Source organism: Marinobacter sp. bablab_jr003, assembly GCF_016464245.1.
Taxonomy (GTDB): domain Bacteria; phylum Pseudomonadota; class Gammaproteobacteria; order Pseudomonadales; family Oleiphilaceae; genus Marinobacter; species Marinobacter vinifirmus.
Genome location: NZ_JADARC010000037.1, coordinates 187978 through 204051, shown reverse-complemented (window position 1 = coordinate 204051; position 16074 = coordinate 187978). Strand labels below are relative to the sequence as shown.

Genomic DNA, 16074 nt, shown 5'->3' with positions numbered 1-16074 from the left:
GCGCGCCTCACAGGTGGGAACTCTTCTGGTTCAGGGCCGGGGCCGGCGAACACCAAACCAGTGGGGATAACGCAGCAGACAATAGAGCGCGACCATGTCGTACAGTGCATGCCAGGCCATGACCAGCGCCAGGCTCTGGCTGAACTGGTAGGCAACGCCCAACACTGCACCAAGGCCTGTGGCCATCACGAAATAGGTGAACGAAACATAGTGCACCAGGCCGAACAACACGGAAGCCGCAATAACCGCTGTCCAGGGGCCAGTGTGCTGCAGCAGCCAGCCCTGAATGGCCCCGCGAAACAACAACTCTTCCCCGACACCCGCCAGCACCGACAACGCCACAAGTACCGGCCAGCGATAACCGGCGGCAAAGTTATAGAGCGCTTGCATCTGGCTGCTCAGGTTATCCGGAAAAAGCCAGGGCACGCGGGATAACAACACCAGCACCAGGTAGGTACCAACCGCCCCCACTGTGCCGAACAGCGCCACCTCAACAGCATTCAGGCCATCAAGAAGCAGCGGGATCTCAAACAGCCAGACAGCAAACAGGCCGATTAAACCAATGCCGCCCTGAAACATCAGGGCGGTGGCTGAAGGCATGGAGGGACTTCCTCGTTCAGGCATGGATCAGTTGTCGAACAGATCCTTGACGGGGAACAGCGCATCGTAGCTCGGAGCCTGTTTCTGAGCCTTGGCCTGGAAGGATCTCATCATGTCTCCGGGGCGGAACATGCCGGCCTGCCAGGTAGCCATGTACTTCAGGCTGTCTTCCACACTGTGATCACGGCTGAAATTGATCATTTCCTTACAGCCGGTCACCGCCAGCGGCGAGTTGGCCGCAATCTGGGCAGCAATGGCCATCACACCTTCCAGCATCGCCTCCTGGTTCTCGTAAACGGTATTCACGAAACCAAGACGTTGGGCCTCTTCGGCGCCGAATTTGCGGCCGGTGTAGGCCAGTTCCCGCACTACGCCTTCGGGCATCAGCTTGGGCAAACGCTGCAGGGTGCCTACATCGGCGGTCATTCCCAGCTCAGTTTCCTTGATGGTGAAGTAGGCATCCACCGTGCAGTAACGACTGTCGGCGGCACACACCAGATCCAGCGCACCACCAATGCAGCCGCCGTGAACCGCCGCCAGCACCGGCAGGCGTACTTTTTCCAGCGAGCTCAGGGTGTCTTGCAACTGCAGTACGACTCTACGCAGGTTCTCAGCCATACGGCCGGGATCGCCGCTCATGGGCACGGATTTCGGATCAGAAAACACACCAAGGTCCATGCCGGCGGAGAAATGCTTGCCGGTAGAGGAGACCACAATCACCCGGGCGTCTGTGTTGGCTTCGATGTCATGCACGCAGCGGGGCAACTCCAGCCAGAACGCCTTGTTCATGGAGTTCAGCGCTTCAGGGCGGCTGAACTGTACGTGGGCGATGTGGTCTTTTACTTCGATGTTAAAGCTTTCGTAGTTTGCGAGTTCAGACATGATGGGTTCCGTATCATCTCAGAGCAGGGTTTCGTATCATTAGGGGGCACATTACCGCGAAACGAGGCACGATGGAATTTACTTTCCTGGGCACATCCGCCGGAACACCAACCCGGTCACGGAACGTTACTGGCCTGGCCCTTTGCCGGTCCGGTCCCAAACCCTGGTACCTGGTCGATTGCGGAGAAGGCACCCAGCACCAACTGATGCGCACCCGCTATTCGGTGATGCAGCTGCGGGCAATTTTTATCACCCACATCCACGGTGACCACACCTTCGGGCTGCCGGGCCTGCTTACCAGCGCTTCCATGCTCGGCCGCACCGAGCCCCTGGACATCATTGCGCCGCCACAGGTGCGTCGGTTCATAGAGGCGACGATAGATAACAGCGACTCCAGCCTGAGCTACCCGCTGAACTTCATCAATTCCGAAGCGCACGATTTTTACTGGCAGGATGACAACGTGGGGGTTACCAACGTGGCGCTTTCGCACCGGGTTGCCTGTCGCGCTTATGTCTTTACTGAACGAAATCTGGAACGCCAGCTAAGGCAGGAGAAACTGACGGCGGACGGCATAGAGGCGGGTCCATCCTGGGGCGATCTGCAGAAGGGCAAAGACGTGCTGCTGGATGACGGCCGGTTGTTGAGGAGCGATGACTACACGGAGATACCCAGAACCGCCCGGCGCATCATTGTGGGTGGTGATAATGACACACCGGAACTGCTGAAAGATGCCTGCAACGGCACCCAAGTACTGATTCACGAGGCCACCTACACCCAGGACGTCGCCGACCGGGTCGGCCCCTGGCCCCAGCACAGCTCGGCGCAGCAGGTCGCCCGATTCGCCGAGAGCGTGAAACTACCTAACCTGGTGCTGACTCATTTCAGCTCCCGCTACCAGTCGGTACCTGGCGGCACGCCCCATATTAATCAGTTGGCGGCGGAGGCGTTACAGCACTACATAGGCCACCTGTTCCTGGCCAAAGATTTCGACACCTATCGTTTGGACAAAGACCTGACGCTGAACAAGCTCGATGACCACTGATTACCCGTTGTATCCGGGCGGCATCACCACCCATTCCGGGTCTTCAAATTCACCCAAAGGCCGGATCTCCACGAACGGCGCCGCGCTTTTGATGATGTCCATAATCCGGGGGTCCTTGGTTGCGTCCATGGCATCCCGGTCTGCCTTACTGTCCCAGCTGGCAATGGCAATCAGCTTGTTCGGCTCACCGATCTTCCGGTGCAATTCAGTGCCCCGCGCCCCCGGCGCCTGCTGAATCAGCTCGCTGGCTCTTACCCAGGCACCTGCATAATCCTCCGCCGTGTGGCCGTCCTTCACGGTGACTTCAAAAATATACTTCATAAAGCTGCCTCTGATTTGCCGACCTGTCGTTTCATGGTCCAGACTTGAAGACATAAGTTCAAATTCTGAGCAATGGAGACTGAACCATGTACAAAAAAATACTCGTACCTGTGGATCTTTCTCACATGGACAAGATTCCCAAAACCCTGAGCACCGCCATCGACATGGCAAAGCACTATCAGGCAAGCCTGTGCTACGTGACGGTCACCAATAGCACGCCCGGCGCCGCCGCCCACAACCCGAAAGAGCTTGCCGAGAAACTTGCCGGGTTTGCCCATGAGCAAGGCCAAGCTCACGGCATAAAAACGGACGCCAAGGTACTTGCGTCTGTCGATACGGCCGTGGAACTGGATTCCAAGTTACTGGGCGCCATCAAAGATACTGGCGCAGACCTTGTTGTGATGGCATCGCACACGCCCGGACTGGGAGATAAGCTGCACCTGCTGCGCTCTAACGCCGCTGAGATCGTAAAACACAGCGACATTTCGGTTTTCGTGGTTCGCTGATCGTTGAGGTAGACTGGCCAGACACGCCTAGGGAAGTTGTTGATGTCTGCGCCTGTCATTTTTGCTGTCTTCGCCACCACTCTGCTTGCCGGGTCGTTGTTTTACCTGTTTTTCTATCGCACCTGGCGGCGAAAGCGGGAACTGCAGCAGCCCTTCCCCAAACCCTGGCGAAGCTATCTGAAAAAGCAGGTACCCGCCTACAAACGGTTGGCACCGCAGCAAAGGAAGCGGCTTGAGCACCTGGTGCAGCTGTTTGTCTCAGAGAAGGACTATTACGGCTGCGATGGCTTTGAGGTAGACGACAGAGTACGCGTGACCATCGCTGGCCACGCCTGCCTGCTGATTCTGGAACGGCCGTTTTCAGACTACGATGAGGTGCAGAGTATTCTGGTGTATCCGGACGTCTACCGGGCTCAGGGCACTGAGAGCGACGGCCTGGTGGTAAGCCACAGTGACCAGGTCCGCGCCGGCGAAGCTTCCTCCCGTGGCCAGGTGGTACTGGCCTGGAGCGAGTGCGAAAACGCCATCGCCGAGCCACACAGCCCCCATAATGTGATCCTTCACGAATTCGCCCACCAGCTGGACTACCTGGACGGCACCGCTGATGGCGCACCACCACTGTATGGCGAGCAGGCCCGGAACTGGCAGGAAACCATGACCAAGGCCTGGGACCACCTGCAACACCGGCTGGAACACCACCATAAACCCTGGCTGGACCCTTATGGCGCCACCGAGCCGGCGGAGTTCTTTGCGGTGCTGACGGAAGCCTTCTTTCAGCAGCCGGAACACCTGCTAGAGGCGCAACCGGAGGTCTACAAGGCGATGTGCGGCTATTACCGGATAGACCCAAGGGACTTCAGCGCTCACCAGCCCTAAAGCCCGTCTCCTTTCACACCGAGGCGATCCAGGTACAGGTGCAGCTCGTCCACGCTGATATTCACATACTCCAGCACCCGGCCATACAGCATTACCGTCGGCACATTACGGCCGCCCAATTCCTTCTGGGTCTCGCTCAGGACGTAAAGTATCGTCCGTTCCGTTTTTGTGAGACCATCCCGCGCATCGGGGATCACCTCGTCTATTCCGCGTAAACTGCTCATATTTCTGAATCCGGTAAGCTGCCCATGGAAATCAAAGTCAATTATCTCGACAACCTGAGGCTTGAGGCCAAGTTTGACGATTTTACCGTCATCTCAGACCAGCCCGTCCGCTACAAAGGCGATGGCTCGGCGCCCGGCCCGTTTGACTACTTCCTGGCCTCATCGGCCATGTGCGCAGCCTACTTTGTGAAGGTTTACTGCAATGCCCGGGATATCCCCACAGACAACATCCGGCTGTCGCAGAACAACATTGTAGACCCGGAAAACCGCTACAAGCAGATTTTCAAGATTCAGGTAGAACTGCCGGAAGACATTTCCGACAAGGACCGCCAGGGCATCCTCCGCTCCATCGACCGCTGCACGGTCAAAAAGGTGGTGCAAACCGGTCCGGATTTCCAGATTGAAGTAGTGGAAAACCTGGACGAAGACGCCCAGGCCCTGCTGACTGCCGCTCCGGGCGGCGACTCCAGCACCTACATCGAAGGCAAAGACCTGCCGCTGGAACAGACCATTGCCAACATGAGTGGCATCCTGGCGGATCTCGGTATGAAGATCGAGATTGCCTCCTGGCGCAACATCGTGCCCAATGTTTGGTCCCTTCACGTGCGCGATACCGCCGCCCACATGTGTTTCACCAACGGTAAGGGCTCTACCAAAGAAGCGGCCCTGTGCTCGGCCCTGGGTGAATTCATTGAGCGCCTGAACTGCAACTTTTTCTACAACGACCAGTACTTCGGCCAGGACATCGCCAACAGCGAGTTCGTGCATTACCCGAACGAGAAATGGTTCCAGCCGGGTCCGGAAGGAGAACTGCCCGAGGGCATCCTGGACGACCATTGCCTGGCCATCTACAACCCCGATGGCGAACTGCTGGGCACCCACCTGTATGACACCAACTCCGGCACCCCGGAGCGGGGCATCTGCAGCATTCCCTACGTGCGCCACTCCGATGGGGAAACCGTGTACTTCCCCTCCAACCTGATCGAGAACCTGTACCTGAGCAACGGCATGAGCGCCGGCAACACCCTGCAGGAAGCGCAGGTGCAGTGCCTGTCCGAGATCTTCGAGCGGGCAGTGAAAAAAGAAATCATCGAAAACGAAATCGCCCTGCCGGATGTGCCGGATAGCGTGCTGGCCAAGTACCCGGGGATTGTCGAAGGCATCAAGGCCCTGGAAGAACAGGGTTTCCCGGTACTGGTGAAGGATGCCTCCCTTGGCGGCCAGTTCCCGGTGATGTGCGTAACCTTGATGAACCCGAAAACCGGCGGCGTGTTCGCCTCCTTCGGCGCTCACCCCAGCTTCCACGTAGCGCTGGAACGCAGCCTGACCGAACTGCTGCAAGGCCGCAGTTTCGAGGGCCTGAACGACCTGCCCGCCCCCACCTTCAACTCCATGGCGGTGACCGAGCCCAATAACTACGTTGAGCACTTTATCGACTCCAGCGGTGTCGTGTCCTGGCGTTTCTTCAGTGCCAGATCCGACTACGATTTTGTGGAATGGGACTTCTCCGGCACCAACGAAGAAGAAGCTGCCACCCTGTTCCAGATGCTCGCGGATATGGGCAAGGAGTGCTACATAGCCGGCTTCGATTATCTGGGTGCGCCGGTGTGCCGCATCCTGGTACCCGGCTATTCCGAGGTGTATCCGGTGGAAGACCTGGTGTGGGACAACACCAACATGGCGCTGGAATTCCGGGAAGACATCCTCAATCTCCACCGCCTGGATGAGGACGAACTAACCAGCCTGGTGGAGCGGCTGGAAGAGGCCGAGCTGGACGTGTACATGACCATCGTCACTCTCACCGGTATCGAGTTCGATGAAAACACCGTGTGGGGCCAGCTCACCATTCTGGAACTGAAACTGCTGATATACCTGGCGCTGGGTGAACTGGAAGAAGCCCGGGAGCTGGTGGAGATGTTCCTGCAGTTCAACGACAACACCGTTGAGCGTGGCCTGTTCTACCAGGCCATGAACGCAGCCCTGGAAGCGACACTGAACGAAGAACTGGAGCTGGAAGACTACCTCTACAACTTCCGCCGCATGTTCGGCAACGAGGTAATGGATGCCGTCGAGGGTTCCATCAACGGCACCGTGCGTTTCTATGGCCTTGAAGAAACCGGCATGGATCTGCGCGGCCTCGACCGGCACCTGAAGATGATCGAGAGCTACAAAAAGCTGCACGCGGCCAGGGCACGCAAAGCCGGCATCTCAGTCTAACCCGATGCCGGCTCCTCGCCGGTATGCACGACCCTCTTGCCAATCACCCGGATAGCACCCGGCCGGCAAGTCGCCCGAAAGGGCGTTTTGCCGGCTACATCACCGTCTACGGTTACGGTTCTGGGCTGCTGGGTGTCTATCTGGCACCACTTGCCTTTGACTTGAATAACCGTGCTGGTTCTCCGGGGCGTTTTCCGGTTCAGTCGGACCGTCAGGAAGGTCAGTAACAACTGGGCTAGCGGGCGGGGGCGTATGGCAATGATATCCAGCAGTCCATCGTCAGCCGAGGCTTCCGGTATTTCCTGGCCTCCGCCAAAATAGGCTCCCGTGGCAACCGCAATGGAGAGCCAGCGGCCTTCGAGCGATGAGCGATCCGTCTGAATCCTGGCCCGGAAGCCCCGCTTGGCACCCACCTGCTGAAACAGGGTGGCCAGGTAGCTGAATTTCCCCAAAGCTTGCTTGGTTGGGGAACTGGCCTTTCGGGAGGGCAAGGTACCAAGCCCGATATGAGCCACGTTCAAATAGATGCGATCTGCAAACTCCGCCACATCAATCCGTTGCGAGCCACCCTCTGCCACCAGCCGAACAACCTCTGAAGGATCCTCAGGAAGGCCCAGGTTTCGGGCGAAGTCATTAGCGGTGCCCGATGGCAGAACCGCCAGGGTTGCGCCGGTACGAAGACAAAGTGACGCCACGCCGTTTACCGTACCGTCTCCACCCGCCGCCATCAGGCAATCATCACCCGATACAAGGCGAATCCACTGCTCGGCGTCATCCAGCTTGCAAACGGTTACGTCATTTATGCCCTGCTCGCGCAGGTGCTTCAGCCAGAAATCGCTGTCGCGAGAGCCATCGCCAGAACCCGGGCTGTCCACCAACCAGTAAGCCATGCCCATTCCTTCAGGAGAAAATAATAATCCCTCTCAATTGATAGCACGGCTTGCCGGTTTCTTCATGCCGGGAGCATTACCGTATGGCAACGAGAGATCGCTACAGTCCAGGCGCGACCGAAAGACTGTAAATAATATGGACACATTACCGCTCCCAACAGCGATAACCAGCGCTGGAACAGCCTAAGAACAACGCAAATGTCAGGTTAATTGACACATATTTTCAGGGCATCATAAAACCAGCTAAAAATCAATAACCTAAAGAAATGGCACTTAACTTGCTAAACAAGAACGGACTCACTCAAAACGAAGGAACGAATAATGAAAATGTTAGCAAAAGCCTTAGTCGCAACTGCAACCGCACTGACCGCCAGCGTTGCGTTTGCGTTTCCCGTTAACCTGACATCTGTATCTGGAAGCTTTGAAAATGCCGTTGGTGGCTCCAACGTTAACGGTGAAGGTACCAGCCAGATTCGCTGGGGCTACAGTTCAGGCTATGGCCAGAGTGGCTATAACTTTAATGGAACAGCTCCACTGCCCCAGACGATTCTGGACAACGATGCCTTTGTGCTGGGCAGCCTGACTCACATCAACAAGCCGGTGACCGGTGATGGCATTACCGGGGTGGACCTGGCAGTCAATCTGGGCTTTGACGGGTTTGGTGATAATGGCAGCTCCTCTGGCACTTTTGTCTTTGCCCACAACGAAACGCCGAATACAGCGCCGGAAGTTATCGGACAACAGTGCTGGGGGCTAAATCTCGGTGGCTTTTGCTTGGGTTTCTGGAGGGACATCATTACGCAAACTGGCGATGTGGATGACCAGGTATGGATTCTGGATCAACACCTGACCAGTTCAGAGTTCCAGCTGGGTAACAACCTTTACAGTCTGGATCTGATTGGCTTTGCCGGCGAGGTGGAGACCTTCTTCACCGCGGAAAATGCTGACACATCAATCGATCTGATGGCCCGCCTCAACGTCACCGAATTGCCCGTGCCAGAGCCCGGCACCATGGCACTTCTGGGTCTGGGCCTGCTTGGCCTGGGCGCTGCCCGCAAGCGCGCAAGACAGTAATCAGAACCTGCCTTCAGGGAGCGTACCTGAAGGCAGCCTGCCAGGGCTGAACAATGTGAACCTGCTTTGTTCAGCCTGCCGTTGGCAGGTTACCCCCCAACATATTCTCCACTACTGCGGCGTTATAGAAGGTTTCCATGGTATGGATTTTGTCATCACGAACGCGAAACCACACCGCAAGCCGCACATCTCCGATGGGTTCGAAATGCGTCCGGTAGTCCAGGATCGCAAACACGTGCTCGCCGTCTGCGCTTAGCTGCCGCAGCACCAGGTCTTTCTGGATAGCGGCCATGCCGAACTGGTAAGCGAGCATGTCGTCCCGGCTGAGGAAGCGCATGTTGGGCCCCACATATTCAAAGTCATCCTCCGCCAACAGGGTCTTGGCCTCGTCAAAACGCTGGGCGTGAATGTCTGAAATAAACTGCGCCACAATATCCTTTGGCGACATAGCTGAACTCCACTCTCGGGGCTGTTGAATAGCAGATTAAACCGTTACGGCATTCTGCATTCAATTCAGAACCGCCGCAACGCCCCGAGGTGCAAGGCGGTGCCGTAATAGCGAAGGAGAGTGACCACAATGACTTTATGCCACCCGTCAATATAAGTCGGAAACCGCTTCTGGAAGTGCTACCGGCTAACGGGCAAATTCGGTACCATACCCCGCCCTCGAAACGCCCGCCCGCTGCGCCTTGCCTGCCCTGCAGCTGCTGATCGCCAGAGGTGATCCAGTTAATCCTGCAGAGGCTTTCCATTGTCTACCAATGCCTTATACACGGACTTGTCCGGGTACTATGACCTGATGTGTGCAGATATCGACTACCGGGCGCAAAGCCGGGGTATCCGACGCCTGCATCAGTTGTTCGGTAACGGAGGCAACAGCCAACTGGACCTGGCCTGTGGTACCGGCCCGCATATTCGTCACTTCCTGGATGACGGTTTTCAGTGTCAGGGGCTGGATATCAACCAACCGATGCTGGATGTAGCGCAGCAGCGTTGCCCGGAGGCGGTATTCAGCGTTGGGGATATGTGTGCGTTTCAGGTAGCGCAGCCGTTCGACCTGGTCACCTGCTTTCTGTATTCCATCCACTACAGCGATGGCATCGAGAAACTCAAAGGCTGCATCCGCAGTGCCCACCAGGCGTTATCAGAAAACGGGCTGCTCTGCTTCAATGCGGTGGACAAAACCCGCATCAATAACAACCTGTATGTCAGCCACACAACGCAGCATGATGGCAGCGAGTTCAGCTTCCGTTCCGGCTGGCACTACGCCGGCCCTGGTGAGCGGCAATCATTACGGCTGAGTATTGACCGCAACACCAACGGTGTTTGCGAGTCCTGGCAGGATGAGCACCCGATGGTGGCACTCAGCTTCGGAGAGTTCGAAGCGCTGCTGAAGCCGTGGTTCGAGGTACACATCTTCGAGCACGACTACGAACGCATTGTGCCCTGGGATGGCGAATCCGGAAACGCGATCTTTGCCTGCGTGAAGCGTTAAGCGCTTCCGGATCAGAACACCCTCAGACCGCCTCAGTGTTTCATTTTGGAATGATCCATCTTCGAGTGGTCCATAGGCATGCCATCCAGCGGCTGGACCACCAGCTCAATATCCATGTCGTCCGCACCGTCGAAGTCCAGCTGCACCGGAATTTTCTCGCCTTCAACCAGGGGCTGGGGTAACTGCTCCAGCATCAGGTGATAACTGCGGGGTTTCAACTCAACGGTTTCGCCAGCCGGAATGGCCAGGCCACCCTTCACCGGCTGCATGCGCATCACACCTTCGTGCATGGAGGTTTCGTGGATGGAGACATGGCCGGCTCTCAGGCTTTGTGCTGCAACCAGGGTGATGTCCTGCTCGCCGTTATTGGTGATGGCCAGGTAACCCACGCCCATGGGCGTGCCGGGCGGGGTTGGCCGGCTCCAGGGGTTGTCGATCCGGACCTTGCTGTGCCCAGCATGTTTACCATGATCAGCCGCCAGTACCGGTGTTGCCAGGGTGGCACAGGCCAACAGCAGCGCGGAGGTCAGTTTATTGAATCGGTTCATGGTGTCTCGCACGGTGATGGTTTCAGGCATTTGAAGGCCCTTAGTGTTGTCGCCAACGTGCCGGTTGGCAAGTACCCGGAACAGCAGGCCGGCGACCACCGGCCCGCCCGTTCAGCCTGTTTTCTTCAGCGCATCGACCAGCGCGCCCAGAAACCGCGAGGCTTCGCCGCCAGTGGCAGCCCGGTGGTCGAAGGTCAGGGACAGGGGCAGAATGCGACGAATGGTCGCAGCGCCATCATATGGCACCAGCTTCTCCCGAATACGCCCGGCGCCCACGATAGCCACCTGGGGCGGGCTGACGATGGGGTTGGCATACTGGCCGGTCATGGTGCCGAAATTGGACAGGGTGATGGTGGCACCCTGCATCTCCTTTGGTGGAATCTTGCGGGTGGCCACCGCTTCGCGCAGATTCTCCAGCCCTTTGCGCAGGTCTTTCAGGTTACGGTGTGTTATGTCTCTCAGCACCGGCACAAACAAGCCCTCGGGCGTATCCACGGCAATGCCTACGTGCACCTCGCTCAGTAACTGGCGGCTCAGGTTGTCGCCATCAAACCAGCAGTTTAGCTCCGGCACCGCATCGCAGGCTTTCCCGATGGCCTGGACCAGGCGCATGGTGGTATCGGTGCCCTTTTTCCAGTCGCCGATATCCACATCCTCAAAAATGGAGACTGGCACTACCTGGGCGTGAGACAACGCCATGTTCTTCGCCATGGTGCGGCGGGTGCCACGCAAGGGTTCGGCATCGCCCAGCTGTTTCTGGTGGCTGGCCTGTTTGTGTACGTCGTCTGTGGTGATCAGGCCGCCGGGGCCGCTGCCTTTGATGGTTTCCAAGCTGACACCCAGCCGCTCCGCCAGCGCCCGCACTCCAGGAGTGGCCCGGTTGGCGCGGGCTCGTTTGCTGGAGGCAGCAGCGCCGACGATGAACCGGTCTTTCTGCGCGCCATGCCCATCCCCTTTGCCGGAGGATTTCAGCTCACCCACCACCGTACCGGTGTCGTCACCCGCCCCTTCAAAGGCCAGTAGGGGTTCGCCGGTGTGGATGATGTCGCCGGGCTCGCCGTAAAGTTTGGCGATGGTGCCGGCCTGCGGCGACGGCACTTCCACGATGGCCTTGGCAGTTTCTACGCTGACCAGTACCTGGTCCGCCTCTACCGCATCGCCCACCTTGATATGCCATTCAACAATTTCAGCTTCCGGCAGGCCTTCGCCCAGATCCGGGAGTTTGAAGTTTTTCATGGTTGGCCTCCTAGAGCGCGATCACCTGTTCAACGGCAGTTACAATGTCTTCCACCTGGGGCAGGTAATACTGCTCGTTCCGGTAGTAGGGCATGATGGTGTCGTAGCCGGTTACCCGCACCACCGGCGCCTGCAGGTCCAGAAAAGCCGCTTCGGCAATGGAAGCGGCTACCTCCGCACCCACTCCGCCATTTCGGCAGGCTTCATGGATAATCACCGCCCGGCCGGTTTTGGCGACAGAGCACAGCAGGGTTTCCCGGTCCAGCGGGCTGACGGTGGCTACATCGATCACCTCGCAGCTCACGCCCTGCTCTGCCAGTTTGTCGGCCGCTTGCAGGGCTTCCATCACGCAGGCACCCCAGGTGATCAGGGTGACGTCATCGCCTTCTCGAAGGGTGAAGCAGGTATCCAGCGGCAGCGCCTCTCCGTTGTCCTCCACGCTCTGGGTCACTGCCCGGTAGATACGTTTGGGCTCCAGAAAGATCACCGGGTCCGGATTGCGGATGGCCGCCAGCAGCAGGCCATAAGCCCGTTGTGGCGAACTGGGGATGACCACTCGCAGGCCAGGAATATGGGCAAACAGGGCTTCGGTGCTTTCGGAGTGATGTTCCGGCGCATGGATACCGCCACCGAAAGGGGCCCGGAACACCAGCGGGCAATGCAGCCGGCCCCGGGTGCGGTTACGCATGCGCGCAGCGTGGCTGACAATCTGCTCCATACCGGCGTAGATAAAGCCCATGAACTGGAACTCTGCCACCGGCCTCAGGCCCTGGTTAGCCATACCGATGGCGGTGCCGGCGATCAGGTTCTCCGCCAGCGGTGTATCCATCACCCGTTTGAAGCCGAAGGCCTCTTTCAGGCCCACCGTAGCGCGGAACACGCCGCCATTGGTGGCGATGTCTTCGCCCAGCACCACCACGTTTTCATCATCCGCCATGGCCCGGTGCAGGGCCATGTTGACCGCTTCCACCAGGGTCACGTCACGGGTTTCGTTTGAACGCTCTGCCGCACTCATGCTGCACCTCCCCGGTATTTGTTGGCAATCTGCTCACGCTGGGGTTGCAGCGCGGCCGGGAGTTTTTCAAACAGGTAATCCAGCATAGCGGTGGGTGGCTCGGCCTCGGTGGCCAGGTATTCCTCCACGGCCTTTTCTACTGCTTGCTTGCAGTCCGCCTGCAAGGCTTTTTCCTTATCCGGGCTCCAGTGTCCGCTGTCATGAAGCCAGTTCTGCAGGCGCTTGATGCCATCCTTTTCCCAGGCTCGCTTGAGATCTTCGGCGGTGCGGTAGCGGGTGGCATCATCTGCGGTGGTGTGGTCGCCCAGCCGGTAGGTCACCGCTTCAATCACGGTTGCGCCCTTGCCGCCATGGGCCCGCTCCAGAGCAGCGTCCAGTGCTTCAATCGTGGCGAAGTAGTCGTTGCCATCCACAATGTGGCCCGGCAACCCCGCACTGATGGCTTTCTGGGCGATGGTTTCAGCGCCGCTTTGCAGGCTGCGGGGGGTGGAAATGGCCCACTGGTTGTTGATCACCACAAACACCACTGGCAGGTGCCAGGCACCGGCCAGGTTGATACTTTCCAGAAAGTCACCCTTGGAGGTACCGCCATCGCCAATGCAGCACACCACCGCCCGCAGCTGGTCGCGAATTTTCATAGCCGAGGCCACACCTACGGCATGGCAACACTGGGTGGCAATGGGTACAGAGATTGGCAGGTCTTCCGGGCAATTCTGCCAGGCGCTGCCGCGCTCGTCGCCGCCCCAGTACAGCAGCAACTCTCTGAGGCTGACACCGCGCAGAATATGGGCAGCCTGGTCCCGGTAGTAAGGCACAAACACATCGGACTTCGCCATGCCCTGGCCAATAGCCGTGCCCACCACTTCGTGCCCCAGCACAGAGGGATAGGTACCGCATTTTCCGGTACGTTGCAGGGCAATGGCTTTGGAATCGAAGGTGCGGGTCAGCACCATGTTGCGGTAGGCGGCCAGAACCCTGTCGGTGTTCCCGGCCTGGGGCGGCAGCTCACTCAGGGGCTTGCCGTGATCATCCAGATAGCAGGTGCTATCCACATGAAACTCATGGACTTCGTTCATCCCATCCTCCTGTCCCCCGGCTTCGCGATAAAAGCCTGGCTGCACTAAAGCCTGCTTGTGGCGGGCAACGGCAGCGGTGGGGTGGTTCGTCTTGTTGTTGGCGCGGGTTACGCGCTGCGGGATTTCTCCGGGTGCTAACGGGCACCCTGTTTAATATTTAGACGATGGTTCGGAAATGATCAAAGGAACTTTACGGGCAGGCGCCTGACAATACGTTCATCCCGGATTCATGTTGGTTGTGGTTTGTTGTGGCTAAACTCAATGAGCAAACACGGGCAACGCCCCTCGAAGGAGCTGAACAATGAACGTCATGTCGGTACTGAATCAGATTATGGGCCAGGCTCAAGGTGGCCAATCCCGAAGCAGCGGTGGAATGGATATAAACAGCCTGATGGGCAGCCTTGGCAACCAGGTCTCTGGCGGGAATGGCGGCAGGGGGATTGATGTCAAGAGTCTGCTGGGCGGCGGTGCTCTGGGCTTGATGCTGGGTTCCAAACGCGGCAGGAAGATGGGCGGCACGGCGCTGAAATATGGCGCTCTTGCCGGTGTCGGCGCGCTGGCCTGGAAGGCCTACCAGAATTATCAGAGCAACGCACAGGGCGCCCCGCAGCAAGCGCCAGCCCAACAGGGCCGGCCACTGGAACAACTGCAGGGTGCCGAGCAGGAAAAGCGCGGCCTTGAGATACTGCAGGCCATGATCATGGCTGCCCGGGCTGACGGCCACATAGACGCCAACGAACGCGCACTGCTCACTCAGGAAATCGAAAAACTGGGACCAGACGACGAATTACACAACTGGATTCAGCAACAGTTTGATGCCCCGCTGGACGCCCAGGCGCTTGCCAAAAACGCGGATTCCCCCCAGGCAAGCCGGGAAATCTATGTGGTCAGCGCCGTTATGATTGATGACCAGAACGCCATGGAACGAGCGTGGCTGGACCAACTGGCCGCGGCCCTGAACCTCGACCCCGGCCTGGCCAAAGAGCTTGATCAACAAGTGCGGGCCGTCAGCCAGGGCTGAGACTCAATCATCCCACCGCTCATATGGCAGGCCTTGCCGCAACAGCCAACAGGTAACCCCCAAAGCCAGGGTGGTTGCGGCAATGGCCATCAAAGCGGTCAGGCCTTTTTGACAAACTCTGACTTAAGCTTCATAGCACCCACGCCATCCACTTTGCAGTCGATATCATGGTCGCCATCTACCAGCCGGATATTCTTCACCTTGGTGCCGACTTTCACCACCAGGCTGGAACCCTTCACCTTCAGGTCCTTGATCACTGTTACCGTATCACCGTCCTGAAGCTCGTTGCCGTTGGAATCGCGAACCACCTTGCCAGCTGCGGCCTCCGCCTGTTCCGCTTCGGTCCACTCATGGCCACATTCGGGGCAAACCAGCTGAACGCCGTCCTCATAGGTGTATTCAGAGCTGCACTGGGGGCATGGAGGAAGTTGAGACATTATCATTTCCTGTTAATTGAATGAGTATCGAATTATACCACCACCAGGAATCAGCGGGCCAAAACTAACCCGCACCCGCACTGAACGGTTAAACTGACAATACACCAAGTTACCGAAGGAAAGTTAAATGCCAATCTGGGTCGACGCCGACGCCTGCCCCGTACCCATCCGGGAAATCCTCTGCCGCGCCGCTACCCGCTGGCAAGTCCAGACCACCTTCATCGCCAACCACGCCATCACCCTGCCGCCAAGCCCCTACATCAGCCGCCGGCAGGTACCCCAGGGCTTTGATGTCGCCGACAACGAAATCATGGACCAGATGAGCAAAGGCGACCTGGTGATCACCCAGGACATCCCCCTGGCAGCGGAAGCGATCGAAAAAGGTGCCGATGTGTTCAACCCCCGGGGACAGGCCTTTACCAAAGAGAATATCCGCCAGCGCCTGGCCATGCGTAACTTCATGGAAGAAATGCGCAGTGCCGGTCAAGTCACCGGCGGCCCCGCACCCTTGGGCCAGGCCGACCGAAAGGAGTTCGCCGATCAACTCGACCGTTGGCTGCAACGCAACACCCCCAAGTGATAATGATTCTATTTTAAAATAACGGAGAATCCG

General features: G+C 58.1%; 19 protein-coding genes. 8 read left to right on the top strand and 11 right to left on the bottom strand.

All coding sequences use genetic code 11. From position 1 onward, the window contains the following. Nucleotides 1–30: 30 nt before the first annotated feature. Together H3Z84_RS03860 and H3Z84_RS03855 are read right to left on the bottom strand one after the other, a co-directional pair. Nucleotides 31–600 (bottom strand): CPBP family intramembrane glutamic endopeptidase, encoded by a 570-nt coding sequence (locus H3Z84_RS03860; protein ID WP_199456393.1) that lies wholly within the window; start codon nt 598–600, stop codon nt 31–33. Nucleotides 601–627: 27 nt separating this feature from the next. Continuing rightward, the gene (locus H3Z84_RS03855; protein WP_199456391.1) at nt 628–1482 is read right to left on the bottom strand and encodes a crotonase/enoyl-CoA hydratase family protein; all 855 of its coding nucleotides are present in this window, start codon (nt 1480–1482) and stop codon (nt 628–630) included. A 71-nt stretch (nt 1483–1553) separates the two neighbouring features. On the opposite strand from H3Z84_RS03855, the gene H3Z84_RS03850 reads away from it, so the two are divergent. Beyond that, on the top strand, nt 1554–2525 hold the full coding sequence (locus H3Z84_RS03850; RefSeq protein WP_199456389.1) for a ribonuclease Z: 972 nt from the start codon (nt 1554–1556) through the stop codon (nt 2523–2525). Here the strand turns inward: H3Z84_RS03850 and H3Z84_RS03845 are convergent, their stop codons facing one another. Further along, nucleotides 2526–2846, bottom strand: coding sequence for an antibiotic biosynthesis monooxygenase family protein (locus tag H3Z84_RS03845; RefSeq protein WP_199456387.1), 321 nt, complete (start codon nt 2844–2846; stop codon nt 2526–2528). Between the two features lie 86 nt (nt 2847–2932). Between H3Z84_RS03845 and H3Z84_RS03840 the strand changes: the two genes are divergently transcribed. Further along, entirely contained in the window at nt 2933–3352 is a 420-nt protein-coding gene (locus tag H3Z84_RS03840) for a universal stress protein (protein WP_199456385.1), read from the top strand. A gap of 42 nt (nt 3353–3394) precedes the next feature. Further along, a complete protein-coding gene (locus H3Z84_RS03835; RefSeq protein ID WP_199456383.1) occupies nt 3395–4228 on the top strand; it encodes a zinc-dependent peptidase in 834 nt (277 codons plus the stop codon). Here the strand turns inward: H3Z84_RS03835 and H3Z84_RS03830 are convergent. After that, nucleotides 4225–4452, bottom strand: coding sequence for a hypothetical protein (locus tag H3Z84_RS03830; protein ID WP_022988633.1), 228 nt, complete (start codon nt 4450–4452; stop codon nt 4225–4227). The two genes, H3Z84_RS03835 and H3Z84_RS03830, sit on opposite strands and share 4 nt — an antisense overlap. A gap of 24 nt (nt 4453–4476) precedes the next feature. On the opposite strand from H3Z84_RS03830, the gene H3Z84_RS03825 reads away from it, so the two are divergent. After that, nucleotides 4477–6669: an OsmC domain/YcaO domain-containing protein gene (locus H3Z84_RS03825; RefSeq protein WP_199456381.1), complete on the top strand. Its 2193-nt coding sequence runs from the start codon at nt 4477–4479 to the stop codon at nt 6667–6669. Here H3Z84_RS03825 and H3Z84_RS03820 read toward each other — a convergent pair. Beyond that, entirely contained in the window at nt 6666–7559 is an 894-nt protein-coding gene (locus H3Z84_RS03820; RefSeq protein ID WP_199456376.1) for a diacylglycerol/lipid kinase family protein, read from the bottom strand. The two genes, H3Z84_RS03825 and H3Z84_RS03820, sit on opposite strands and share 4 nt — an antisense overlap. Before the next feature lie 321 nt (nt 7560–7880). On the opposite strand from H3Z84_RS03820, the gene H3Z84_RS03815 reads away from it, so the two are divergent. Beyond that, entirely contained in the window at nt 7881–8633 is a 753-nt protein-coding gene (locus tag H3Z84_RS03815) for a THxN family PEP-CTERM protein (RefSeq protein ID WP_199456375.1), read from the top strand. A gap of 70 nt (nt 8634–8703) precedes the next feature. Here the strand turns inward: H3Z84_RS03815 and H3Z84_RS03810 are convergent, their stop codons facing one another. Further along, entirely contained in the window at nt 8704–9081 is a 378-nt protein-coding gene (locus H3Z84_RS03810; RefSeq protein WP_022988629.1) for a nuclear transport factor 2 family protein, read from the bottom strand. A gap of 303 nt (nt 9082–9384) precedes the next feature. Between H3Z84_RS03810 and H3Z84_RS03805 the strand changes: the two genes are divergently transcribed. Beyond that, nucleotides 9385–10128, top strand: a complete 744-nt coding sequence (locus tag H3Z84_RS03805) for a class I SAM-dependent DNA methyltransferase (RefSeq protein WP_199456374.1) — start codon at nt 9385–9387, stop codon at nt 10126–10128. 32 nt (nt 10129–10160) lie between these two features. Here H3Z84_RS03805 and H3Z84_RS03800 read toward each other — a convergent pair whose 3' ends face one another. From H3Z84_RS03800 to pdhA, 4 genes are read right to left on the bottom strand one after another with little or no spacing between them, the layout of a single operon-like run. Next, a complete protein-coding gene (locus H3Z84_RS03800; RefSeq protein WP_323126945.1) occupies nt 10161–10775 on the bottom strand; it encodes a copper chaperone PCu(A)C in 615 nt (204 codons plus the stop codon). A gap of 12 nt (nt 10776–10787) precedes the next feature. After that, nucleotides 10788–11912: a dihydrolipoamide acetyltransferase family protein gene (locus H3Z84_RS03795; protein ID WP_199456373.1), complete on the bottom strand. Its 1125-nt coding sequence runs from the start codon at nt 11910–11912 to the stop codon at nt 10788–10790. Nucleotides 11913–11922: 10 nt separating this feature from the next. After that, nucleotides 11923–12927, bottom strand: coding sequence for an alpha-ketoacid dehydrogenase subunit beta (locus H3Z84_RS03790; RefSeq protein WP_199456372.1), 1005 nt, complete (start codon nt 12925–12927; stop codon nt 11923–11925). After that, on the bottom strand, nt 12924–14003 hold the full coding sequence (pdhA, locus tag H3Z84_RS03785; RefSeq protein ID WP_199456371.1) for a pyruvate dehydrogenase (acetyl-transferring) E1 component subunit alpha: 1080 nt from the start codon (nt 14001–14003) through the stop codon (nt 12924–12926). Before pdhA ends, H3Z84_RS03790 begins: the two co-directional genes overlap by 4 nt. Before the next feature lie 301 nt (nt 14004–14304). Here pdhA and H3Z84_RS03780 point away from each other — a divergent pair, with 301 nt between their 5' ends. Continuing rightward, the gene (locus H3Z84_RS03780) at nt 14305–15024 is read left to right on the top strand and encodes a tellurite resistance TerB family protein (RefSeq protein WP_199456369.1); all 720 of its coding nucleotides are present in this window, start codon (nt 14305–14307) and stop codon (nt 15022–15024) included. A gap of 98 nt (nt 15025–15122) precedes the next feature. Here H3Z84_RS03780 and H3Z84_RS03775 read toward each other — a convergent pair whose 3' ends face one another. After that, nucleotides 15123–15461: a zinc ribbon domain-containing protein YjdM gene (locus tag H3Z84_RS03775; protein ID WP_022988622.1), complete on the bottom strand. Its 339-nt coding sequence runs from the start codon at nt 15459–15461 to the stop codon at nt 15123–15125. Between the two features lie 127 nt (nt 15462–15588). Between H3Z84_RS03775 and H3Z84_RS03770 the strand changes: the two genes are divergently transcribed. After that, nucleotides 15589–16041, top strand: a complete 453-nt coding sequence (locus H3Z84_RS03770; protein ID WP_199456368.1) for a YaiI/YqxD family protein — start codon at nt 15589–15591, stop codon at nt 16039–16041. The last annotated feature ends 33 nt before the right edge of the window (nt 16042–16074 follow it).